Source organism: Fictibacillus marinisediminis (genome assembly GCF_023149135.1).
Lineage (GTDB): Bacteria > Bacillota > Bacilli > Bacillales > Fictibacillaceae > Fictibacillus_C > Fictibacillus_C marinisediminis.
Window position 1 is genome coordinate 1,956,947 of sequence record NZ_JAIWJX010000002.1, and the last position, 23,316, is coordinate 1,980,262.

Below are 23,316 nucleotides of genomic sequence, written 5' to 3' on the forward strand. Positions count from 1 at the left end.
TTGCATAAACCCTTGGATTATGATATAGTAAATTTGGAAATACTTATGAATACCTTTCGGGAAAAGAGTGGGGAAACCCACTCTTTCGTTTCGTTTTGGAAAAGGATTTTTTTGGTAGAAGGGAGGATTCTAATGAGTAAGAAAATCACTGAAACTACCGAAGAGCTTGTGGTGCCGATACTTGATGAGTTGAACCTTGAGCTGGTAGATATCGAGTTTGTGAAAGAAGGGAAAAACTGGTTCCTTCGCGTATTTATTGATAATGAAACAGGTGTAGACATTGAGGATTGCGGGACGGTAAGTGAACGGCTCAGCGAAAAGCTGGACGCCTCTGATCCGATTGAACAGGCATACTTTTTGGAAGTTTCTTCACCCGGCGTTGAACGGCCTTTGAAAAAACCGGAAGACATTGCAAAAGCAATAGGGAAAAATGTCCACATTAAAATGTATGAGCAGGTGGATGGTGTAAAAGAGTTTGAGGGCAAACTGCTTGAATTTGACGGAGAAACTATAAAACTGCAGGTGAAAGTCAAAACCCGGAATACCGAGGTAGAACTGCCATATAACAAGATAGCAAGTGCCAGACTTGCGGTTGTGTTCAATTAATAAAGGGGAGAAGATGGATGAGTAGCGAGCTATTAGATGCACTGACGTTTTTGGAGAAAGAAAAAGGGATCAGCAAGGATATATTAATTGAAGCGATCGAAGCTGCACTGATTTCAGCTTATAAAAGAAACTTTCACCAAGCACAGAATGTAAGAGTTGATTTTAATACAACGACTGGAAGCATCAGGGTTTTTGCCCGAAAGAACGTTGTTGAAGAAGTAACAGATCCAAGGCAGGAACTTTCAGTTGAAGAAGCTCAAAAGATCAATCCGCAGTATGAGCTTGAAGATATTGTGGAGCTGGAAGTCACTCCGCGTGATTTTGGAAGAATTGCTGCACAGACGGCAAAACAGGTTGTTACCCAGAGAGTCCGCGAAGCAGAACGCGGCATTATTTTCTCTGAATTCATCGACCGCGAGGAAGATATCATTACAGGTGTGGTTCAAAGACAAGACCACCGTTACATCTATGTGAACCTTGGCCGAGTTGAAGCATTGCTTCCTGCCACAGAACAGATGCCGGGTGAAAAACACACGACGAATGACCGAATTAAAGTTTTTATTACAAAAGTTGAAAAAACAACGAAAGGGCCGCAAATCCTTGTTTCAAGAACACATCCTGGATTGCTGAAACGCCTTTTTGAACTTGAAGTTCCTGAAATCTATGATGGAACAGTAGAAGTGAAATCCATAGCGAGGGAAGCAGGAGACCGTTCCAAGATTGCCGTCCATGCTGCTGACCCCGAAGTGGATCCGGTGGGTTCATGTGTCGGACAAAAAGGCGGCCGTGTCCAAACTATCGTAAATGAGCTTAATGGTGAAAAGATCGACATCGTCCGCTGGTCTGAAGATCCGGTCGTTTATGTGGCAAATGCTCTAAGCCCGGCAAAGGTGCTAGAAGTGCTTGTCAATGAAGAAGAAAAGATGACTACTGTCATCGTTCCTGATTATCAGCTGTCTCTTGCAATCGGCAAGCGTGGACAAAATGCGAGGCTTGCAGCGAAATTGACCGGCTGGAAGATTGATATTAAAAGCCAGTCTGATGCTGAAGAATCAGGGCTTTATAACGGTAAAGAAGCAGAGGGGAATTTCGAAGTTTCCGAAGAATAGTTTTAATGAAAATGGGGGTGGGGCTGGATGAAAACCCGTAAAATTCCTATGCGGAAATGCGTGGCTTGCCAGGAAATGAAACCCAAGAAAGAGTTAGTTCGTGTGGTCCGTTCTCCTGAAGGCGAAGTTTTCGTTGACCGAACCGGAAAGAAATCGGGCAGAGGCGCGTATTTATGCAACCAGGCGTCCTGTTTTGCACTTGCGAAAAAAAAGGAAGCTTGAGCAATCAACTGAAAGCTCCTGTTACGGATGATGTGTTTTCAGAGCTCGAAAAAGGAGTCCTCTAATTTGACTGCATCTAAATGGGCTTCACTGCTGGGGTTGGCAAACCGGGCAGGTAAATGCATTTCCGGCGAGGAGCTTGTTGTTAAAGCTGTACAGCGGCAGAACGCAAAGCTTGTTATCCTCTCACAGGATGCATCGGCAAACACAAGGAAGAAAGTTACCGATAAATGCGCTTACTATAAAGTAGAAGTAAGATGGGTAGATGACCGCTATAGTCTCGGCAGTGCCATCGGCAAAGACCAGCGGGTAGTGGTTGCCGTGACAGATGTTGGTTTTACGAAAAAGTTAACTGCTTTACTTGATTAAACCAATCGGGGGTGAACATATGAGTAAGATGCGTGTGTATGAATATGCAAAAAAACAAAATGTTCAAAGCAAGGATATCATTGATAAATTAAAAACGATGAACGTCGATGTATCCAATCATATGTCAATGATTGATGAAGACGCGATCCGTAAATTAAACGATGCATATCAGCCCAAAAATAAGATGACAGAGGAGAAACATAAAATAGAACAGAAAAAGAATACATCCAATGTGAACAAGGTAGATAATAAAAATGAAAGTAAAAAAGAGAATACTATGAAAATAAAAAAAGACGAAACACCTAAAAAGCCAAACAGCAGCCAAAACAGCAAACCGGCTCCAAAGAGCGGAAACAATAGCCAGAACAGCAAGCCAGCTCCGAAAAGCGGGAACAACAGCCAGAATGCCAAGCCGGGACAAAAAGGCGGCAGCAACTTCAAGCCTGGAAACAAAAATAATAACAGCAATCATAATAATAAGAACAGAAACAACAAGAACAACAATCGAGGCAAATCTGCACCTGCACCACAACCAAAACCAGTACCTGTCACTCCAGAGAAGATTACCTTCTCAGGTTCTCTGACCGTAAGTGAACTGGCTAAAAAATTGGCAAAAGAGCCATCTGAAATCATTAAAAAATTAATGTTCCTAGGTGTTATGGCAACAATTAACCAGGAACTTGACAAAGAAACCATCGAGCTGATTGCGAGCGACTATAACGTAGAAGTAGAAGAAGAGATCATCATCGATGAAACCGAATTTGAAAATTTTGACAACGCAGATAAAGAAGAAGATCTTCAAGTCCGTCCTCCAGTTGTAACGATCATGGGGCACGTTGACCATGGTAAAACAACGCTGTTAGACTCTATTCGTGATACGAAAGTAACTGCTAGCGAAGCTGGCGGCATCACGCAGCATATCGGTGCTTATCAAATCGAAGACAAAGGAAAGAAAATCACTTTCCTTGATACTCCTGGACATGCCGCGTTTACAACGATGCGTGCAAGGGGAGCACAGGTCACAGACATCACGATTCTGGTCGTTGCAGCTGATGATGGTGTTATGCCACAGACTGTGGAAGCGATCAATCATGCGAAGGCTGCCCAAGTTCCGATCATTGTTGCTGTAAACAAAATGGATAAAGAGGCGGCGAACCCTGACCGCGTCATGCAGGAATTAACCGAGCATGCACTTGTTCCAGAAGACTGGGGCGGCGATACCATTTTCGTCAATGTTTCCGCGCTAAAAGGTGAAGGAATTGATGACCTGATCGAAATGATCCAGCTTGTTGCTGAAGTAGAAGAGCTAAAAGCGAATCCGAAGCGTGCCGCACAAGGTACCGTTATCGAAGCACAGCTCGATAAAGGCCGCGGATCAGTGGCTACCCTTCTCGTTCAAAACGGAACATTGAATGTCGGTGACCCGATTGTTGTAGGAAACACGTTCGGACGTGTAAGAGCGATGGTTAACGATATTGGGCGCCGTGTAAAAGTGGCAGGCCCTTCAACTCCGGTAGAAATCACGGGCCTAAACGAAGTTCCTCAAGCCGGGGACCAGTTTATGGTATTTGTTGACGAGAAAAAGGCTCGCCAGATTGGTGAAGCTCGCTCTAAGAAACAGGTTGAAGCACAGCGTAAGGAATCATCGAAGCTAAATCTTGAAGATCTGTTCAACCAGATCAAAGAAGGCGACATTAAAGAGATCAACGTGATCATTAAAGCGGACGTACAAGGATCTGCAGAAGCGCTTGCCGGCTCCCTTCAAAAGATCGATGTAGAAGGCGTAAAGGTAAAGATCCTTCATACCGGAGTGGGTGCAATCACTGAATCTGATATTATTTTAGCCTCTGCTTCTAACGCGATCATCATCGGTTTTAATGTTCGCCCAGATAATAATGCCAAACGTACAGCTGAAGCGGAGAAAGTCGATGTTCGTCTTCACCGTATCATTTACAACGTTATCGAAGAAATCGAATCTGCGATGAAAGGGATGCTTGATCCTGAGTTTGCAGAAAAAGTAATCGGCCAAGTTGAGATCCGCACAACCTTTAAAGTTTCAAAAGTTGGAACGATCGCAGGCTGTTACGTTACCGATGGAAAAATAACACGGGATTCAACTGTTAGGCTCATCCGTGACGGTGTCGTGATCTATGAAGGTAAAATCGATGCGTTAAAACGTTTCAAAGATGATGCAAAAGAAGTTAGTGCAGGATATGAATGTGGAATAACTTTAGAAAAGTTCAATGACATCAAAGAGGGAGATGTCATCGAAGCGTACATCATGGAAGAAATTAAACGGGCATGATTGGTTTCCTGACGGTTGAATGTTTCATCTATGAATCGCATTCACTAAAGGATAAACGCTCGGTAGTTAAAAAGATCGTTACTCGGTTAAGGCAGCAATTTAATCTTGCTGTCTCCGAGACCGACTTTCATGATTTATGGCAGAGAGCTGAACTTGGAATTGTAACCATCTCTAAGGACAAACTAATTGTAGAACAGGAACTTCAGAAAGCGATCAAGCTGATTAGCAGCATTCCTGAGCTGGAAGTGACAACAACTGCAATAGAGTGGTTATAATGTACAGATAGAAACGGGGTGGAAGAATGAGCAAAATCCGATCCAATCGCATTGGAGAACAAATGAAGAAAGAACTTGGCGATATTATTGGCCGGAAGCTAAAAGATCCCCGCATTGGCTTTGTAACTGTAACAGGTGTTGAAGTAACGGGAGATTTACAGCAGGCAACTGTTTATATTTCCGTGTTTGGAGATGATGCACAAAAAGAACAGACACTTCGTGGTCTGGCAAAAGCATCAGGTTTTATCCGAACTGAGATCGGCAAACGAATCCGATTGCGCAAAACGCCGGAAATTTCTTTTAAATTCGATGAATCCATCGAATATGGAAGCCGAATTGAAACATTGCTGACTGATATAAAAGGTTCTGATGAGGAATAGTGATTACAAAAAGAGATAGACAGGCCGCGGTTTGTCTGTCTCTTCTTTTTTCATGCAGATAGGTGGTAAGAATATGCCGGCACACCAGCCAGAGGGCGTTTTGCCTTTATTAAAGCCTGCAGGAATGACATCTCATGACTGTGTGGCAAAGTTAAGGAAAATTTTAAAAACAAAAAAAGTAGGTCATACCGGAACCTTAGACCCTGAGGTGACTGGGGTTCTTCCGGTCTGTGTCGGAAGAGGCACAAAGATTGCCCAATATATGGCCGATTATCCGAAAGCATACGAAGCGGAAGCTACGATAGGCAAAGCAACGGCTACTGAAGATGCTCATGGAGAAACCGTTGAAACAAAAGAAGTTCCCGGAGAGATCCGTGCTGAGCAGGTTGAAGCAGTCTTACAGTCTTTTAAGGGGATTATCCAGCAGGTTCCTCCCATGTTTTCTGCTGTGAAAATTAATGGTAAAAAGCTTTATCAATATGCCCGTGAAGGGATCGAAGTGGAGCGTCCTGTCCGTGAAGCAAACATTTACGAACTCAAGCTTCTCTCACATGATCGTCAATTTCCGGGACCTTACCCTGCCTTCTCGTTTTTTGTAAGATGCAGCAAAGGAACCTATATCAGAACCCTGGCGGTAGATATGGGCAGAAAATTGGGCTATCCTGCACATATGTCCAAATTGGTGCGGGTAGCTTCAGGTCCGTTTCAGCTAAAGGACTGCTATACCTTTGAGGAAATAGAGACAGCCGCAGAAAACGGGACGATCGCTGAGCTGTTTCTGCCCATTGAAAAGGCGATAGGCCACTTTGAGTCCATCGTCGCTGATGAAGAGATGGAACGCAGGATCAAGCACGGATCCGTACTGCCTATGGCAAAAGATGTGCAAAATAACAGGTTTGCCGTTTATAATGAAAAAGGGCAGTGCCTTGCGATCTATAAACAGCATCCCGATAAACCTCATTTAATGAAACCAGAAAAAATTTTAGCCGTAGAGTAAGGCAAAGAGTTAGAAGGTGGATTTTTGAAAACAATTACACTGTCACATCCTCATCAGCTGAATATGAACGAACTTCCCCCAACAGTTATGGCTCTGGGGTATTTCGACGGTATTCATAAAGGACATCAGAAAGTGATCGGAACTGCGGCTGAAATTGCCAAAGAGAAAAAAGCGGTATCAGCAGTGATGTCGTTTCATCCGCATCCCTCTGTTGTTTTAGGGAAGAAAGAAGCACATGTATCCTATTTAACGCCTCTGGAGAAGAAAGAAGCCCTGCTTCGTGATATGGGCATTGACATCTTCTATCTGGTGGAGTTCAATGAAGAATTTGCTTCACTCGCACCGCTGACGTTCATACAGGAATACTTGATAGGTCTTAACGTCAGTCATGTAGTCGCGGGCTTCGATTATACGTACGGAAAGTTCGGAAAAGGAGATATGGCCAAGATGGCGGAGTATGCCAATGGCCAATTTTCACAGACAGTCATTGGAAAAATGCAGATCAATGGCCAGAAAATAAGTTCGACCTTGATTCGAAACCTTCTAAAGGAAGGTGCGGTTGATCAGATCCCTGAATATCTTGGCAGGCCTTATTCCATCACAGGTATGGTAATCCACGGTGAGAGCAGGGGGACTTCCATCGGATTTCCCACTGCGAACATCAGCAGCAGCGCAGATTTCCTCATTCCTGTGAATGGAGTATATATCGTGCAGGTCAAGATCGGAGATACGGTTTATAACGGAGTGGCGAACATTGGCAAGAAGCCGACTTTCCATGAAGACCGTGAAGCGTCGATTGAAGTTCACCTGTTTGATTTCTCTTCTAACATTTATGGGAAAACGGTTGAAGTTTCATGGCTGTCACGGATCCGTGATGAAAGAAAGTTTGACTCAGTTGACAATCTTGTAAAGCAAATAGCTGCTGACAAACAGGCTGCCCTGGATTTTTTTTATGAAAAATAGGGTTACTCTTGCAATATCCTTAAAAAAGAGGTAATCTAATATTTGTACTTCATTGTACACTAAAAAAACCGCTGCTTGGCATCGCGATTTCACCGACGCATGCTCGGTTGCCGGGGTTTATATTTCAAAGGAGGTGAACAGGATGGCAATTTCTCAAGAACGTAAAAATGAACTGATTGGCGAGTACAAAACTCATGATCTTGATACAGGATCTCCAGAAGTTCAGATCGCTATCCTTACAGAGCAGATTAACACTCTTAATGACCATTTACGTACCCATAAGAAAGATCACCACTCACGCCGTGGTCTTTTGAAAATGGTAGGTAAGCGCCGTAACTTGCTAACATATCTTCGTAACAAAGATATTACGCGTTATCGTGAGCTTATCAATAAGCTTGGATTACGTCGTTAATCGGAAAAAGCGGGAAAATTTTCCCGCTTTTTTTCTGTAAAAAAACCCATACATAAAAGATTGGCTGTATACTGGAAGAAGAAGCCTAGTTTTCCTTTTTAGGAAAGATGTGTTTAGGATATAATATAGACATAAATTATTTGTTTTATTGTCGAGAGGAGTACCAAAAGAAATGGAACAAGAGAAACGTATTTTTTCTATGGACTGGGCAGGCAGAGAACTGTCATTCGAAATTGGAAACCTTGCAAAGCAAGCTAACGGAGCGGTATTCGTACGTTACGGAGATACAGCAGTGCTTTCAACAGCAGTAGCTTCTAAAGAGCCGAAAAATTTAAGCTTTTTCCCGCTGACTGTCAACTACGAAGAACGCCTTTATGCAGTTGGTAAGATTCCTGGAGGGTTTATTAAACGTGAAGGAAGGCCTAGTGAGAAAGCGATTCTAGCCAGCCGCCTCATTGACCGTCCAATCCGTCCGCTGTTTGCTGACGGCTTCAGAAATGAAGTTCAAGTAGTGAGCACGGTAATGAGCGTGGATCAAAATTGTTCTTCTGAAATGGCAGCGATGATCGGATCATCTCTCGCGTTATCAATATCTAACATTCCTTTTGAAGGACCGATTGCAGGTGTGACCATCGGACGCATTGACGGCCAATTTGTTGTGAACCCAACAATCGAAGAAAATGAAAAAAGTGATATCAACTTAATCGTGGCAGGTACGAAAGAAGCCATCAACATGGTTGAAGCAGGAGCGAAAGAAGTTCCTGAGGAAGTGATGCTCGAAGCAATCATGTTCGCCCATGAAGAAATTAAAAAGCTGATCGCTTTCCAAGAAAAGATTGTAGAGGAACTTGGGAAAGAAAAGATGGAAGTACAGCTTCACCAGGTCGATCAGGAATTGGTTGAAGAAGTCCGCAGCTTTATTGCTGCAGATTTAACAGCGGCTGTCAGTGTTTTTGATAAACAGGAAAGACAGACTGCTCTTGATGAATTGAAAAATAGAGTTGTCGCTCATTACGAAGAAACTGACGAGGAAAAAGTAAATGAAGCGAAAGAAGTTCTTCAGCTTCTCATTAAAGGAGAAGTCCGCCGCTTAATTCTCAAGGAAAAAATTCGTCCTGACGGCAGAAAGAGCAACGAGATCCGCCCATTGTCTTCAGATGTCAGCCTTCTCGCACGCACGCACGGATCCGGTTTGTTCACCCGCGGACAAACTCAAGCTTTAAGTGTATGTACACTTGGAGCTCTTGGTGATGTTCAGGTGCTTGACGGATTGGGAGTTGAAGAATCAAAACGCTTTATGCATCAATATAACTTCCCTCCATTTAGTGTCGGCGAGACAGGCTTTATGAGGGGCCCGGGTCGAAGAGAAATCGGACATGGAGCACTTGGGGAACGTGCACTTGAGGCTGTCATTCCTTCTGAAGAATCCTTCCCATATACAATTCGTCTTGTGTCTGAAGTCCTTGAATCCAATGGATCAACTTCACAGGCGAGCATCTGTGCCAGCACCCTGGCGATGATGGATGCAGGTGTTCCGATTAAAGCACCGGTTGCAGGAATCGCTATGGGATTGGTCAGCGACGGAGAAGATGTGACCGTTCTTACTGATATTCAGGGAATGGAAGACCATCTGGGAGATATGGACTTTAAAGTTGCCGGTACGTCAAAAGGTGTAACGGCACTGCAAATGGATATTAAAATCTCAGGTATCAACCGTGAAATTTTGGAACAGGCGTTAACGCAAGCAAAAGATGGCCGTCTGCATATTCTTTCTTCCATGATGGAAACACTGAATCAGCCTAGAAAAGAGCTATCTGCTTACGCACCTAAGATTGTTACAATGAAAATCAATCCTGATAAGATCAGAGATGTTATCGGGCCGAGCGGAAAAGTCATTAATAAAATTATTGAAGAAACCGGCGTGAAAATTGATATCGAACAAGATGGTACGGTATTCATTGCTTCTGCTGATCAGACCATGAACGAGAAAGCACAAAAAATTATTGCTGATCTGGTCCGTGAAGTTCAAGTCGGCGAGTACTATGACGGTAAAGTAAAACGAATTGAAAAGTTCGGTGCTTTCGTTGAATTGTTCGCTGGCAAAGATGGACTGGTTCATATTTCAGAACTTGCAGAAGAAAGAATCGGAAAAGTGGAAGACGTTGTGAAATTAGGCGATGTGATCCGCGTCAAGGTGACAGAGATTGATAACCAGGGACGTGTCAACCTTTCCCGAAAAGTCGTTTTAAAAGAACAGAAAAAAGAACAAGAACAAAAGAACAGCGAACAATAAAAAACCGGTTTAACCGGTTTTTTTTTATGGCTTTCACCGATTTGGCGATGTTCTAACAAGCCATTGCTGGACATACCCTTTTTACAGGAGGGGAGTTCAATGAAAAGAAATCTGCTGCATGTGAGTATGTTTATTCTAATAATTGGAGTAACTGTCGGGACGGTGCAAAATCCGTTTACCTCCACCTATTTAGATAGTATGAAAGCACAGACAACAATGGTGTCTAAGATGCAGGACAACAGTTTATTTGAACAGCTGCAAAAAAAGGCCGGTGAAGTAAACAAACCGCCGATCAATGCAGCCGTGGACAGAGTGTGGAAAGCTGTACCGGGATACAATGGCGTTGAACTGGATATCGATGCTTCTTATAAAAAGATGAGAGGTTTAAAAACCATTGATGATAAGAAACTCGTTTTTAAGCAGATTCCTCCTAAAGTAAAACTGAACGATCTGCCGCCATCCCCTATATACAAGGGAAATCCTGAAAAACCGATGGTGAGCCTGCTGGTCAATGTGGCTTGGGGTAACGAATACTTGCCAAAACTGCTGAAGACGATGAAGGAAGCTCATGTCCATTCTACGTTCTTTCTTGATGGATCCTGGGTGAAGAAAAACCCTAGTCTAGCAAAAATGATCCTGGATGAAGGCCATGAGATCGGAAATCATGCGTATACCCACCCGGATCTGAAGAAAATGACCAATGAGCGAATCAAGGATGAGCTATCGAGCACAAACCGTGTGATAGAAGCAACGCTTGGAAAAAAAAGAATACCGAAGTGGTTTGCTCCGCCTAGCGGAAGCTACAGAGATGATGTCGTGAAGATCGCTGCAGAGCAGAAGATGAAAACCATTCTTTGGACCGTAGACACCGTTGACTGGAGGAACCCGGATCCAGGCAGGATGGCGGAATCTGTTGTAAAAAAAGTGCATCCAGGTGCAATGGTGCTCATGCATCCGACGTCTTCAACAGCGGATGGCCTGAAACGGATAATAGGAGGCATTAAAGCCAAAGGTTATTCGATCGGAACCGTATCCGATCTTATGAATGAACAGCGGATGATAACTAAACCTCCAGTAAAATAACAATGTTGTATGATAGTTATGTTAATGGTATATTGTTCCTATGAGAACGGTTGATCGAGATGGAATACAGCTAGGAGGAAATAAGTTTGATTATTAGACATTCGTGTCCAAACGGCGTGAGAGTCGTCTTGGAAAAAATTCCAACCGTACGTTCCGTTGCCATCGGTGTTTGGATCGGTACCGGATCACGGTTTGAAGTTCCCGAAAACAATGGGGTTTCCCACTTTTTGGAGCATATGTTCTTCAAGGGGACAACAAGCCGCAGTGCAAGGGAGATCGCAGAATCATTTGACAGCATCGGCGGCCAAGTCAATGCGTTTACATCAAAAGAATATACATGTTACTATGCAAAAGTTCTCGATACCCATGCACCCAGGGCCCTTAATGTCCTGTCTGACATGTTCTTCAACTCTACATTCGACGAACAGGAACTTTTAAAAGAGAAAAACGTCGTTCTTGAAGAGATAAAAATGTATGAAGATACTCCGGATGATATCGTGCATGACCTATTAAGCAGAGCGAGCTTTCACCAGCATTCACTAGGGTATCCGATCCTCGGGACAGAGAATACCTTAAATACATTTAATGGTAAAACGCTCCGTGATTATATGGCTGATTACTATACACCGGAAAACGTTGTGGTCTCTGTAGCGGGCAACGTTGACGAAAGTTTTATTAAAGAGGTTGAAAACTTGTTCGGCGGTTACTCCGGTACTCTAGCCGATTCGAACATCCAGGCACCGCTTTTCCACAGTGAAAAGCTGGCAAGAAAAAAAGAAACAGAACAAGCGCATCTGTGCCTGGGCTTTCCGGGACTGTCATTGAAAGATCCGGATACGTTCTCGCTGATCGTTTTGAACAATATTTTCGGTTCCAGCATGAGCAGCAGGCTGTTCCAGGAAGTCCGTGAGCAGCGAGGCCTCGCTTATTCTGTCTTTTCATACCACTCCGCATACAGGGACAATGGACTGTTTACCATTTATGGAGGTACCGCTCCGGCACAGCTTGATGAGCTGTACAATACCGTCCTGATGATCGTTGATGATCTTAAAGATAAAGGTATAACGGATAAAGAGCTATTGAACTCGAAAGAACAGATTAAAGGAAGCCTCATGCTCAGCCTCGAAAGTACGAACAGCAGAATGAGCAGGAACGGGAAGAATGAACTGATCTTAAACTATCACCGTTCTCTTGATGAAATGGTGCAGCTGATCGATGCTGTTTCAAAAGATAGCGTGGACACATTGATTCATCGGATCTTCAGCAATGAATGTTCCGCATCGTTAGTGAGCCCGACAGGTGAACTCCCAAAAGGATTGCAATAATAGGCCTGCAGCATATGCTGCAGGTTTTTTTACGTCGTTTTCCAAAGGAATCTCTTAAATTCGGGCTTGTCATTAGGTTGTCTAATCAATCCCAATTTTTATTTTTGAATATACTGTTGAGGTAAATGAGAAGCATGGCGAATGAAGGCTGAATAATAAATGGTTTGAATACTGTTGCATCCGAGTGAGTAGAGTCACCATCTGGGCAATGCGTTCATATGATGGTGTTGCGAACATGAACAAGGATTTCCCCTGTTTTTGCGGAGCAACAGAGAAAGGGGAGGAAGCATGTTAACTGACTTGCAAATTGCCATATTTGGCGGTGATGCCAGACAGCTGGAGGTGATCCGCAAACTGACTGAACAAGGCGCCAACCTTGTACTGGTTGGGTTTGATCAGCTGGATCACGGGTTTACCGGAGCCTCGAAAATGGATATTGGAGAAGTTGATTTTTCCAGACTGGATTGTATCGTACTGCCGGTCAATGGCACAGGTCCAAATGGTGAAATTGATACCATTTTCTCAAATAAAAGTATTGTACTTACTTCCGCACATTTAAAGAAGACCCCGAAGCATTGCCATGTGTATTCAGGTATAACCAATGCTTACCTGAATGGCATTATTGCAGAAAGCGGACGGGGGCATACACAGCTCTTCGAAAGAGATGATGTAGCCATCTACAACAGTATTCCGACAGTGGAAGGCACGCTTATGATGGTGATTCAGAACACCGACACGACCATTCATAAATCAAATACGGTTGTCTTAGGTTTCGGCAGAGTCGGAATGAGTGTCGCAAGAGCGTTTGCGGCTCTTGGAGCAAAAGTAAAAGTGGGAGCTAGAAAACCGGAACATATAGCAAGGATCAGTGAAATGGGTTTTATACCTTTTCATCTCGATCATTTAAAAAAAGAAGTAATCGACACGGATGTTTGCATTAATACGATACCTTTTCAGATTGTGACGTCAGATATTATTTCAAAAATGCCAACCCATACGCTGATTATAGATCTGGCTTCCAAGCCCGGCGGAACAGATTTTAAATATGCCGAAAAAAGGGGCATAAAAGCCCTCCTTGCTCCTGGATTGCCGGGTATTGTTGCACCTAAGACGGCAGGACAGATTCTTGGAAATGTCCTTTCCCAATTAATGCAGGTAGAAATGGTTAATCGAAAGGGGAAAGCTTGATGAAAGTCAATGGAAAACATATCGGTTTTGGCTTAACTGGTTCTCATTGTACGTATGAGGCGGTTTTTCCTCAGATCAAGAGGCTGATTGACGAAGGGGCGAAGGTAACTCCTTTTGTTACTTATACGGTTCAAAGTACAAACACCCGGTTTGGTGAGGGTGAAGAATGGCTGCAAAAAATAACAGAGCTTACCGGAATCGAACCCGTGAATTCTATTGTTAAAGCAGAGCCCTTCGGTCCGAAAACGCCGCTGGATTGTATGATTATCGCTCCCTTGACGGGCAATTCCATCAGCAAGTTTGCCAATGCGATGACCGATTCTCCAGTCCTGATGGCAGCGAAAGCCACGATGCGCAATCAATCTCCTGTCGTCCTCGGCATTTCTACAAATGATGGTCTCGGTTTAAATGGTGTTAATATCATGAAGCTGATGGCGGCTAAGAACATCTATTTTGTACCGTTCGGCCAGGATGACCCTGTGCACAAGCAAAATTCGCTCGTCGCGCATATGGATTATCTCCTAGAAACGGTTGAAGCGGCACTAGAGGGAAAACAGCTGCAGCCTGTCCTGCGGACGAATAGATGAGCAAATCGTTAAAAATAGCTTTCTAAAAGCAGGAAGTATGTTAAAATGTGAAATAAAATGTGTATTGTTAAAATGATTCTCTCTTAAAATCAGAATGAGGGAAACCAAGATGTTTCACTTGAAGGAGAAACATTCGTGTTTCTCCTTCTGTCATGATAATGATTATGGATTAAACAAAAAAGGAGATACAGTCAAATGACTCAGAATGGATTTCATGTAGCGGTAGTCGGTGCCACGGGTGCCGTTGGACAACAAATGCTTAAAACGCTTGAAGAAAGAAACTTTCCGATTGCAAAACTATCACTTCTTGCAAGCAGCAGGTCTGCCGGCAAAACAGCAGTTTATAATGGTGAAGAAGTCATCATTCAAGAAGCGCTCCCGGAAGCCTTTGAAGGAGTTGACATCGCTCTGTTTTCAGCAGGCGGCTCTATATCTAAAGCATTGGCTCCTGAAGCAGTGAAACGCGGAGCCGTTGTCATTGACAATACCAGTGCATACCGGATGGATGAGAATGTTCCATTGGTCGTACCGGAAGTCAATGAAGAAGATATTCGCAACCATAATGGCATCATTGCCAATCCAAACTGCTCGACCATCCAGATGGTTGTTGCTTTAAAGCCGCTTCATGAGAAGTATGGCTTGAACAAAGTCATCGTATCTACTTATCAGGCAGTTTCTGGAGCAGGTGCAAAAGCGATTGAAGAATTAAAGTCGCAATCACAGGCTATCCTGGACGGTAAAGAGTTCACTCCAGAAATTCTGCCGTGTGCCAGTGATGAAAAGCACTATCAGATCGCGTTTAATGCTGTGCCGCAGATTGATAAGTTTCAGGAAAATGGCTATACCTTTGAAGAAATGAAAATGATCAATGAAACGAAAAAAATTATGCATATGCCTCAACTAGAAGTAGCTGCCACTTGTGTCAGGCTCCCGGTTGAGACGGGCCACTCTGAATCGGTTTATGTTGAATTAGGGGAAAACGTATCATCACTCGAAGAGATCAAGGATCTGATGACTTCTTCAGAAGGCATAACGCTGCAAGACGATCCTCAAAATCAAATCTATCCTATGCCTGCTCATTGTGTAGGCAAAAATGACGTTTTTGTCGGAAGAATCAGAAGAGACTTAGACCGCAATAACGCATTCCATCTGTGGATTGTTTCTGACAATCTCTTAAAAGGAGCAGCCTGGAACTCAGTGCAGATTGCAGAAAGCCTCATTAAGCTTGAATTGCTGAACTAATCAAAGAAGGTGCTAACTTCATGAAGATAATCATACAAAAATTTGGAGGCACATCCTTAAAAGACAATACCGGCAGGGAACTTGCGGCCGAACATGTCAAAAGGGCAGTGGCTGACGGATATAAGGTCGTCTGTGTCGTATCGGCGATGGGGCGTTCAGGTGATCCGTATGCAACGGATACACTTCTAAGTCTGATAGGGGCTACTGCTCACCAAGTGGAAAGCAGAGAGTATGATCTGCTTCTTTCTTGTGGAGAAATCATCTCTTCTGTTGTATTTTCCAACCTTTTAAAAACAAAAGAAATCTCCTCTGCTGCCCTGACAGGATCTCAGGCGGGCTTCAGGACAAATGATGAACATAAGAATGCAAGGATTACAGATATGCAATGTGACAGGCTGCGGTCCATGCTTGATTCACATGATGCTGTCGTTGTGGCTGGATTTCAAGGAGAATCTGCCTCAGGTGATGTAACAACGCTCGGACGAGGAGGCAGTGATACATCCGCATCCGCGCTTGGTGCTGCACTCGGAGCTGAATATATTGATATTTTTACTGATGTTGAAGGAGTAATGACAGCTGATCCGCGGATTGTAAAAGAAGCTGTGCCTCTTTCTGTTGTCACGTACAATGAAATTTGCAATATGGCCTATCAGGGAGCAAAGGTCATCCATCCTCGCGCGGTGGAGATCGCTATGCAGGCCAAGGTTCCATTACGGATCCGCTCGACGTATTCGGATCTTCCAGGTACCCTGGTCACCTCAGCTATATCAAAAGGAGCAGAAGGACGGGATGTTCAGGATCATGTGATCACCGGGATCGCGCATGTTCCCGGTGTTACGCAAATCAAGGTATTAGCTAAAGACTCACAATATGACCACCATACAAAGGTCTTTAAAGCCATGGCCAAAGAACAAATTTCAGTAGACTTTTTCAATATCAGCCCTAAGGGTGTAGTGTATACTGTAATGGAAAATATGGCTGAACATGCGGAGAAAGTCCTGAACGATCTCGGTTATTCTCCGGAGATCACAAGGAGCTGTGCTAAAGTTTCCGCAGTAGGAGCGGGGATGTCAGGGGTTCCCGGCGTCACGGCTAAGATCGTAGAAGCGCTGGTAGATGAAAACATTCAGATTCTGCAGTCCGCCGACTCGCATACAACCATTTGGGTGCTCGTCAGACAGGATGATATGGTTAAGGCGGTAAATGCTTTGCATAGAGCATTTGAATTAGATAAAATCCATTCCACGGGATTAAACTCCCCAAATCATTAAAAAAAGAGATACTTTGTGGACATTGCAAGATTTAAGGAGCTGATCGAGATGCATTTTGGAAATATTAGTACAGCCATGGTTACCCCGTTTGACAGTAAAGGAAATATTGATTTCAGCAAAACAACAAAGCTGGTCAATTATTTAATTCAGAACGGAACAGAAAGCCTGGTTGTGGCAGGTACAACAGGGGAGTCACCGACATTATCAACTGAAGAAAAGATCGCCCTGTTCAGGCACGTCGTAAAAGTTGTTGATAAGAGGGTACCTGTCATTGCAGGTACAGGAAGCAATAATACAAAAGCGTCCATCGATCTGACAAAAAAGGCAGAACAAGCCGGAGTTGATGCCATTATGATCGTGGCACCTTATTATAATAAACCGAGCCAGGAAGGCATCATCGCTCATTTTAAAGCCATTGCAGCAGAAACCAGCCTCCCGATTTTGGTTTATAATGTTCCCGGTCGTACGGTCGTTAGTATTGCAGCTGATACTGTTATTGAGCTTTCAAAGATTTCAAACGTTGTTGCCATAAAAGATGCTGGCGGTGACTTGGGTGAGATGAGCCGGATCATTGAAGAAACATCTGAAGAATTCCTTCTTTACAGCGGGGATGACGGAATCACACTGCCTGTGCTTTCCATCGGAGGGGCAGGAATCATTTCTGTCGCTTCCCATGTGATTGGAAACGAAATGCAGGAAATGATTTCGGCTTTTAAAGAAGGCAATGTGCAGGAAGCGGCAAAGCTTCATAGAAAGCTTCTCCCGATAATGGATGAGATGTTCAAAGCGCCAAGCCCTGCTCCTGTTAAAACAGCTCTTCAGCTAAAGGGCCTCGATGTCGGAAGCGTTCGTCTACCTTTATTGCCATTGAACCAGAAGCAGCGGGAATCGTTATCCCGTATCATGCATTCCTCATTGTAAGCAAGCGGCCAGAGTGCCGCTTGTTTTTTTTGTCTTTTTGTTGATTTTCAATCACATAGGGAGTTCCAGCGCTATTTCCCGCCGTACATAAGTGAAACATCGACCGATAAAAACATAAGCCGTGCCTTCTTTATCTTGTATTCGCTTTCGAACATAAGCTATAATGAATTCAAGTGACGTGAACGGAGAATACATAAACACATCAACTAGGAGGATTATTACATTGACAACGAAACAACAAAATAGCGAAAAGATTAAAGTTTTTGCCCTGGGCGGTATTGGCGAAATAGGCAAAAACATGTATGTGGTCGAAGCGGGTGAAGATATCTTTGTCCTGGATGCAGGATTAATGTTTCCTCAGGAGGAGATGCTTGGCATCGATATCGTGATCCCTGATATCACCTATCTTGTCCAGAATAAGGACAGGGTGAAGGGAATTTTTCTGACCCATGCACACGAAGACCACATCGGCGGCCTTCCTTTTATTTTAAAGCAGCTTCCTGTTCCTGTTTACGGAACGAAGCTTACCCTTGGGCTTGTAGAAGCAAAGCTGAAAGAAGCTGGACTTCATAAGAGCACTCAAACCCACTTAGTAAGTGCAGAATCCGTCCTTGACTTTGGAGAGTATAAAGTTACTTTCTTTGGCACAAACCACAGTATTCCTGATTCCGTCGGCATTGCCGTTCACACGCCGCAGGGAGTCATCGTGAATACAGGGGACTTTAAAATTGACCAGTCTCCGATTGATGGAAAGCATACGGATTTTGGCAAAATCGCTGAGCTGAGCAGCAAAGGTGTATTATGTTTGCTTTCTGACAGCACAAATGCGGAAAGACCTGGAATGACCGGCTCAGAAAAATCAGTCGGTTATGAGATCGATAATGTGTTTGCTGAAGCAAAGGGCCGAATCATCATTGCTTCCTTTGCATCCAATGTCCACCGGATCCAGCAGATCTTTACTGCAGCTTCCAAAACCAACAAGAAAATTGTGATTACCGGCAGAAGCATGGTAAAGGTTGTTGATATCGCTTCTGATCTAGGGTATCTGAACATTGAGAAAGACAGTGTCATTTCTATTGATCAGATGAATAACTATGCGGAAGACCGTATTGTTATTTTAACAACGGGCAGTCAAGGCGAACAGATGGCAGCTTTGTCGCGCATGGCGCATAAAGCCCATAAACAGATTGCGATCCGGCATACCGATACTGTAGTGATTGCAGCGACTCCGATTCCGGGCAACGAGCGTTCTGTAGCGCGAATTGTGGACTTATTGATGCGTACGGGCGCAGATGTGATTTTCGGACAGCGCAAAGTTCACGTTTCCGGACATGGCAGTCAGGAAGAATTAAAATTGATGCTTAGCTGGATGAAACCGAAATATTTTATCCCTGTACATGGTGAATATAAAATGCAAAAAGCGCATCAAAATCTTGCCCTTCAAGTTGGCGTTGAAGCTGAAAATATTTTTATCCTTGAAAAAGGGGAAGTAGTTGAATTTGCGGACGGTCTTGCTAAACGCACAGGAAAAGTTCCTGCTGGGAATGTTCTTGTAGATGGTCTTGGTGTAGGAGATATCGGAAACATTGTGCTCCGTGACCGCAAGCTTTTGTCTCAGGATGGAATATTGGTTGTTGTCGTTACGATCAGCAGGGCATCCAATCAGATCATCTCAGGTCCTGAAATCATTTCCCGCGGATTCGTATACGTTCGCGAGAGTGAGGAATTGCTTCAGGAAGCCAATAAACTCGTTACAGAAGTGCTCGATAAATGCATGCAGGAGAAAGTGAAGGACTGGTCCTCATTAAAATCAAACATGCGCGACTCACTGAGTCATTATTTATTTGATAAAACACGCCGTCGGCCGATGATTATGCCGATTATTATGGAAATCTGATGCCTGCAGTCTGCAGGCATTTTTTTATTTGTCCCTTCCCATAGAAGTAATGTCCAGCTCCAGCGCCCAGGGCTGAAAACATGGTTCTTGTTTTCAGCAAAGTTCCTCTCAGGACGAATTATGGACCATAATTCGTCTTTGGTCGCTTCAAATCATACCCCTCCAGATCGCTTTCACTTTTCTTTACAGAATGAAAATAACCCCAGCGTTCATACTAAAAGAAAATGCTGAACAAGCATAAGGGGGTTATTCGTATGAATCAGGAACAAGAACCAAAACAGCCGTCATTGCCCAACAACAATTCGGATCAGAACAGTCTCGTAAATAAACTGCAGTCACTCGGACAAACAAACGTTCCGCAGATGGAAGGCTCTAGTATCCACTGCCTTACGATTGTAGGCCAGATAGAAGGACATGTTCAGCTTCCGCCGAACAACAAAACAACGAAGTATGAGCATCTGATCCCTCAATTGGTTGCGATCGAGCAAAACCCGAAGATTGAAGGGCTGCTGATCATCTTAAATACGGTGGGAGGGGACGTTGAAGCAGGTCTTGCCATCTCTGAAATGATCGCCTCGCTTTCCAAGCCTTCCGTTTCACTCGTTCTTGGAGGTGGGCATTCGATTGGAGTGCCGATTGCTGTTTCAGCAAATTATTCCTTCATCGCAAAAACCGCAACGATGACAATTCATCCTGTCAGGCTTACCGGGCTGGTTATCGGGGTGCCTCAAACGTTTGAATATCTCGATAAGATGCAGGAAAGGGTCATCAATTTCGTTACCTCACATTCAGAAATAACCGAAGAAAAATTTAAAGAACTTATGTTTTCCAAAGGAAACCTAACCAGGGATATCGGGACGAATGTGATTGGAAAAGATGCTGTCAATGATGGACTAATCAATGAAGTCGGCGGTGTCGGCCAGGCGATCGCGAAGCTGAACGAACTGATGGAGCAGCACCGAGAAAAACCGGATGAAGGACTTGAGGTGATCCAATGACCTGGTATACACTCATGCCTCATGAACTCATGTTTCCTGAAGGACAGGAAGGGCAATCAGCTGAAAACAGCGTTCAATCCACCATGCTTTTTAACGATATCCCGGTCCTTGTGGAGCAGATCTCCCCAATGGAATATAAAGTGGTACGGGTGATCAGCACTGATCCTGCCCATTTTATGAATGCCGACTGCTGCCCAGGCCAAATTCTAAGAGCAGGCCATTTCTAAAGCGATAGTAAACAGGCCAGGTCCTGTGATATAATAAAGAATAAAAGCAGCCCTCAAGCGGCTGCTTTACTTGGTTTAGTTAAGAGGTGAAAGAATGGCGAAAAGAAATAAAAAAGCTTCAAAAAAAACGTCAGCTTGGAAAGAACAATTAAGCTATGAACTTGCCGGCCTTCTTTTGCTTGCTTTAACGATGCTTGCATTGGCCCGAATGGGAAAAGTAGGACTGGCTTTTGTACAGTTTCTCAGATTCTTCAGCGGCGAATGGTACGGCGTGCTTCTCGTCGGAACGCTGGCCGTGTCAATCTATTTAATCTGGAAACGCAAGACTCCGCCGGTTTGGGGAAAAAGGCTTGCGGGATTTTATTTGTTCTACATATCGATGCTCATTCTTAGCCATCTGAAATTATTTTCTCTGCTTTCAAAACAGGGGAGATGGGCAGATACGTCTGTCATCAGGAATACTTGGGAGATCTATTGGTCACAGCTTTCAGGGAACACGCCAGAGGCAGATCTCGGAGGCGGGATGATCGGATCAGTCGGTTTTGCAATGTTTCACTTTTTGTTCGGAGTACAGGGCTCTGGCGTCATTCTTGTTTTTGTTATGATTATTTCACTGATTCTCATCACAGGAAAATCACTGTCAGGTGTCATTTCAAAAATCGTAGAGGCAGCCGGCAACTTTTTTTCTCATACATACGAATCTCTGCAGGCTAAAACACAAGAATTAAAAAAAAGCCAGAGGAAAAGCGAAAAACGAACATCTAAAAAAGAAGCGCCTTCAGTGGATGAGCAGCAAGGAGAACATAAGCCTGCAGACGAAGATTATGAGCCGATCATTGAGGATTTTACCAGGAACTTGGACCGCGACGAGAGTTCTGCCGTACAGCTGAAATTTGGCTCAAAAGGATTTCATGAAGAAAAAAATGAGAAGACAGAACAAAAACAAGAAGATTCTGAACAGGCAGGATTGCAAGCAAGCTTTGAACAGACAGAAGAAGAACATAATGAAAACTATGCACTTCCTTCCATGGACCTCTTAGATCGGCCAGCTGCTACTGGCCAGCATAAAGAAAGGCAGTATGCAGCAAGTAAAAGCAATGCTAAAAAACTTGAGAAGACATTTGAGAGCTTCGGGGTAAAAGCAAGAGTGCTGAAAGTCCATCTTGGTCCTGCTGTTACGAAGTATGAAGTATATCCTGATGTGGGCGTAAAAGTCAGCAAAATCGTCAACTTGGCGGACGATATCGCCCTAGCTCTTGCTGCTAAAGACATTAGGATTGAGGCACCGATACCTGGAAAGTCAGCTGTCGGTATCGAGGTTCCCAACCAAGAAGTAGCTACAGTTACTTTAAGAGAAGTACTTGAGTCCAGCCAGTATCAGAAACAAACCTCCAGACTGGCGATTGGTCTCGGGCGTGATATCTCGGGCGAGCCGATTTTCGCAGAGCTTTCGAGAATGCCCCATCTCCTTGTTGCAGGAGCAACAGGAAGCGGGAAAAGCGTATGTATCAACGGCATTATAACAAGCATCTTGATGCGGGCGAAGCCTCATGAAGTCAAGATGATGATGATCGATCCAAAGATGGTAGAACTGAACGTGTACAATGGCGTCCCTCACTTGCTGGCACCTGTTGTTACAGAGCCGAAAAAAGCAGCACAAGCTTTAAAAAGGGTCGTAAGTGAGATGGAACGGCGTTATGAACTGTTCTCCCATAGCGGTACGAGAAACATAGAAGGATACAACGACAGTATTAAAAGACAGAACAATGAGAGCGGGGCCAAACAGCCTTCCTTGCCTTATATTGTAGTCATTGTGGACGAGCTGGCAGATTTGATGATGGTTGCTTCAGGAGATGTCGAGGATGCGATCATCCGCCTTGCCCAGATGGCTCGTGCTGCAGGAATCCACCTGATCATTGCTACGCAGAGACCTTCTGTTGATGTTATCACAGGGATCATTAAAGCGAATATTCCTTCACGCATCGCTTTCAGTGTCTCTTCTCAGACTGATTCTAGAACGATATTGGATATGGGCGGCGCTGAAAAGCTGCTGGGCCGAGGCGACATGCTCTTCCTGCCTTCAGGTGCATCCAAACCGACCAGAATTCAAGGAGCTTTTCTTTCGGATCAAGAAGTAGAAAAGATTGTGGAGTTTGTAATATCACAGCAAAAAGCGCAATACCAAAAAGAGATGATTCCAACTGAAGAAGCACAAGTTACCATGGAAATGGAGGATGATCTGTTTCCTGAAGCCGTAAAGCTAGTCGTCGACATGCAGACAGCATCCGTTTCCATGCTGCAGCGGCGCTTTCGTATCGGCTACTCTCGTGCCGCCCGGCTGGTGGATGCGATGGAGGCCAAAGGTGTCATCGGGCCTTATGAGGGCAGCAAGCCGAGAGAGGTTCTGCTTACCTCACTTCCCGAACAGAATCAAGCATCAAGCTCTTAACAGAACCCTTTTTAAGGGTTCTGTTTTTTTATCTTATTTATCTGAATAATGCGTTTATTCTCGGTTTTAAAAAATTCTCTAAAAATAGTATTTATTTCTATAGATAAAAATGATATATTTATGTCGATTATTTTAAATATTTGTCAAATAAACATTACACTGAAAAACAGTAAATTGTTATTGGTTTTGGTTGTCAT

At 43.9% G+C, this 23,316-nt stretch carries 22 protein-coding genes; all 22 read left to right on the forward strand.

Annotated elements, in window-relative coordinates:
• The first annotated feature begins 132 nt into the window (after nucleotides 1–132).
• Nucleotides 133–606, forward strand: a complete 474-nt coding sequence (rimP, locus tag LCY76_RS10580; protein WP_248252608.1) for a ribosome maturation factor RimP — start codon at nucleotides 133–135, stop codon at nucleotides 604–606.
• 17 nt (nucleotides 607–623) lie between these two features.
• On the forward strand, nucleotides 624–1,715 hold the full coding sequence (gene nusA, locus LCY76_RS10585; protein ID WP_248252609.1) for a transcription termination factor NusA: 1,092 nt from the start codon (nucleotides 624–626) through the stop codon (nucleotides 1,713–1,715).
• Nucleotides 1,716–1,742: 27 nt separating this feature from the next.
• The gene (rnpM, locus tag LCY76_RS10590; RefSeq protein WP_336606251.1) at nucleotides 1,743–1,937 is read left to right on the forward strand and encodes an RNase P modulator RnpM; all 195 of its coding nucleotides are present in this window, start codon (nucleotides 1,743–1,745) and stop codon (nucleotides 1,935–1,937) included.
• Between the two features lie 66 nt (nucleotides 1,938–2,003).
• A complete protein-coding gene (locus LCY76_RS10595) occupies nucleotides 2,004–2,306 on the forward strand; it encodes a YlxQ family RNA-binding protein (protein ID WP_369795759.1) in 303 nt (100 codons plus the stop codon).
• Nucleotides 2,307–2,325: 19 nt separating this feature from the next.
• A complete protein-coding gene (gene infB, locus LCY76_RS10600; RefSeq protein WP_248252611.1) occupies nucleotides 2,326–4,611 on the forward strand; it encodes a translation initiation factor IF-2 in 2,286 nt (761 codons plus the stop codon).
• Entirely contained in the window at nucleotides 4,608–4,886 is a 279-nt protein-coding gene (locus LCY76_RS10605; protein ID WP_053354456.1) for a DUF503 domain-containing protein, read from the forward strand. The genes infB and LCY76_RS10605 overlap by 4 nt, the downstream gene beginning before the upstream one ends.
• Nucleotides 4,887–4,912: 26 nt before the next feature.
• Nucleotides 4,913–5,266 (forward strand): 30S ribosome-binding factor RbfA, encoded by a 354-nt coding sequence (rbfA, locus tag LCY76_RS10610; protein ID WP_053354455.1) that lies wholly within the window; start codon nucleotides 4,913–4,915, stop codon nucleotides 5,264–5,266.
• 73 nt (nucleotides 5,267–5,339) lie between these two features.
• Nucleotides 5,340–6,263 (forward strand): tRNA pseudouridine(55) synthase TruB, encoded by a 924-nt coding sequence (gene truB / locus LCY76_RS10615; protein WP_248252612.1) that lies wholly within the window; start codon nucleotides 5,340–5,342, stop codon nucleotides 6,261–6,263.
• 24 nt (nucleotides 6,264–6,287) lie between these two features.
• Nucleotides 6,288–7,226 carry a bifunctional riboflavin kinase/FAD synthetase gene (gene ribF, locus LCY76_RS10620; protein WP_419714940.1) on the forward strand — a complete coding sequence of 313 codons (939 nt, stop codon included), beginning with the start codon at nucleotides 6,288–6,290 and terminating at the stop codon, nucleotides 7,224–7,226.
• A gap of 142 nt (nucleotides 7,227–7,368) precedes the next feature.
• Nucleotides 7,369–7,638, forward strand: coding sequence for a 30S ribosomal protein S15 (rpsO, locus tag LCY76_RS10625; protein WP_053354452.1), 270 nt, complete (start codon nucleotides 7,369–7,371; stop codon nucleotides 7,636–7,638).
• 172 nt (nucleotides 7,639–7,810) lie between these two features.
• Entirely contained in the window at nucleotides 7,811–9,931 is a 2,121-nt protein-coding gene (gene pnp, locus LCY76_RS10630; RefSeq protein WP_248252613.1) for a polyribonucleotide nucleotidyltransferase, read from the forward strand.
• A 99-nt stretch (nucleotides 9,932–10,030) separates the two neighbouring features.
• A complete protein-coding gene (locus tag LCY76_RS10635; protein WP_248252614.1) occupies nucleotides 10,031–11,014 on the forward strand; it encodes a polysaccharide deacetylase family protein in 984 nt (327 codons plus the stop codon).
• 86 nt (nucleotides 11,015–11,100) lie between these two features.
• Nucleotides 11,101–12,339: a M16 family metallopeptidase gene (locus LCY76_RS10640; protein ID WP_248252615.1), complete on the forward strand. Its 1,239-nt coding sequence runs from the start codon at nucleotides 11,101–11,103 to the stop codon at nucleotides 12,337–12,339.
• Between the two features lie 288 nt (nucleotides 12,340–12,627).
• A complete protein-coding gene (gene dpaA / locus LCY76_RS10645; RefSeq protein ID WP_053354448.1) occupies nucleotides 12,628–13,527 on the forward strand; it encodes a dipicolinic acid synthetase subunit A in 900 nt (299 codons plus the stop codon).
• Nucleotides 13,527–14,114, forward strand: coding sequence for a dipicolinate synthase subunit B (gene dpaB / locus LCY76_RS10650; RefSeq protein ID WP_248252616.1), 588 nt, complete (start codon nucleotides 13,527–13,529; stop codon nucleotides 14,112–14,114). The genes dpaA and dpaB overlap by 1 nt, the downstream gene beginning before the upstream one ends.
• A 195-nt stretch (nucleotides 14,115–14,309) precedes the next feature.
• A complete protein-coding gene (asd, locus tag LCY76_RS10655) occupies nucleotides 14,310–15,356 on the forward strand; it encodes an aspartate-semialdehyde dehydrogenase (RefSeq protein ID WP_248252617.1) in 1,047 nt (348 codons plus the stop codon).
• A 20-nt stretch (nucleotides 15,357–15,376) separates the two neighbouring features.
• Nucleotides 15,377–16,627, forward strand: coding sequence for an aspartate kinase (dapG, locus tag LCY76_RS10660; RefSeq protein ID WP_248252618.1), 1,251 nt, complete (start codon nucleotides 15,377–15,379; stop codon nucleotides 16,625–16,627).
• 48 nt (nucleotides 16,628–16,675) lie between these two features.
• Nucleotides 16,676–17,548: a 4-hydroxy-tetrahydrodipicolinate synthase gene (dapA, locus tag LCY76_RS10665; RefSeq protein WP_248254651.1), complete on the forward strand. Its 873-nt coding sequence runs from the start codon at nucleotides 16,676–16,678 to the stop codon at nucleotides 17,546–17,548.
• Between the two features lie 223 nt (nucleotides 17,549–17,771).
• Nucleotides 17,772–19,445 carry a ribonuclease J gene (locus LCY76_RS10670; RefSeq protein WP_248252619.1) on the forward strand — a complete coding sequence of 558 codons (1,674 nt, stop codon included), beginning with the start codon at nucleotides 17,772–17,774 and terminating at the stop codon, nucleotides 19,443–19,445.
• A gap of 254 nt (nucleotides 19,446–19,699) precedes the next feature.
• On the forward strand, nucleotides 19,700–20,443 hold the full coding sequence (locus LCY76_RS10675) for a ClpP family protease (RefSeq protein ID WP_248252620.1): 744 nt from the start codon (nucleotides 19,700–19,702) through the stop codon (nucleotides 20,441–20,443).
• A complete protein-coding gene (locus LCY76_RS10680; RefSeq protein WP_062231824.1) occupies nucleotides 20,440–20,670 on the forward strand; it encodes a YlzJ-like family protein in 231 nt (76 codons plus the stop codon). The genes LCY76_RS10675 and LCY76_RS10680 overlap by 4 nt, the downstream gene beginning before the upstream one ends.
• Before the next feature lie 94 nt (nucleotides 20,671–20,764).
• Nucleotides 20,765–23,119: an FtsK/SpoIIIE family DNA translocase gene (locus tag LCY76_RS10685; RefSeq protein ID WP_248252621.1), complete on the forward strand. Its 2,355-nt coding sequence runs from the start codon at nucleotides 20,765–20,767 to the stop codon at nucleotides 23,117–23,119.
• Nucleotides 23,120–23,316: the final 197 nt, after the last annotated feature.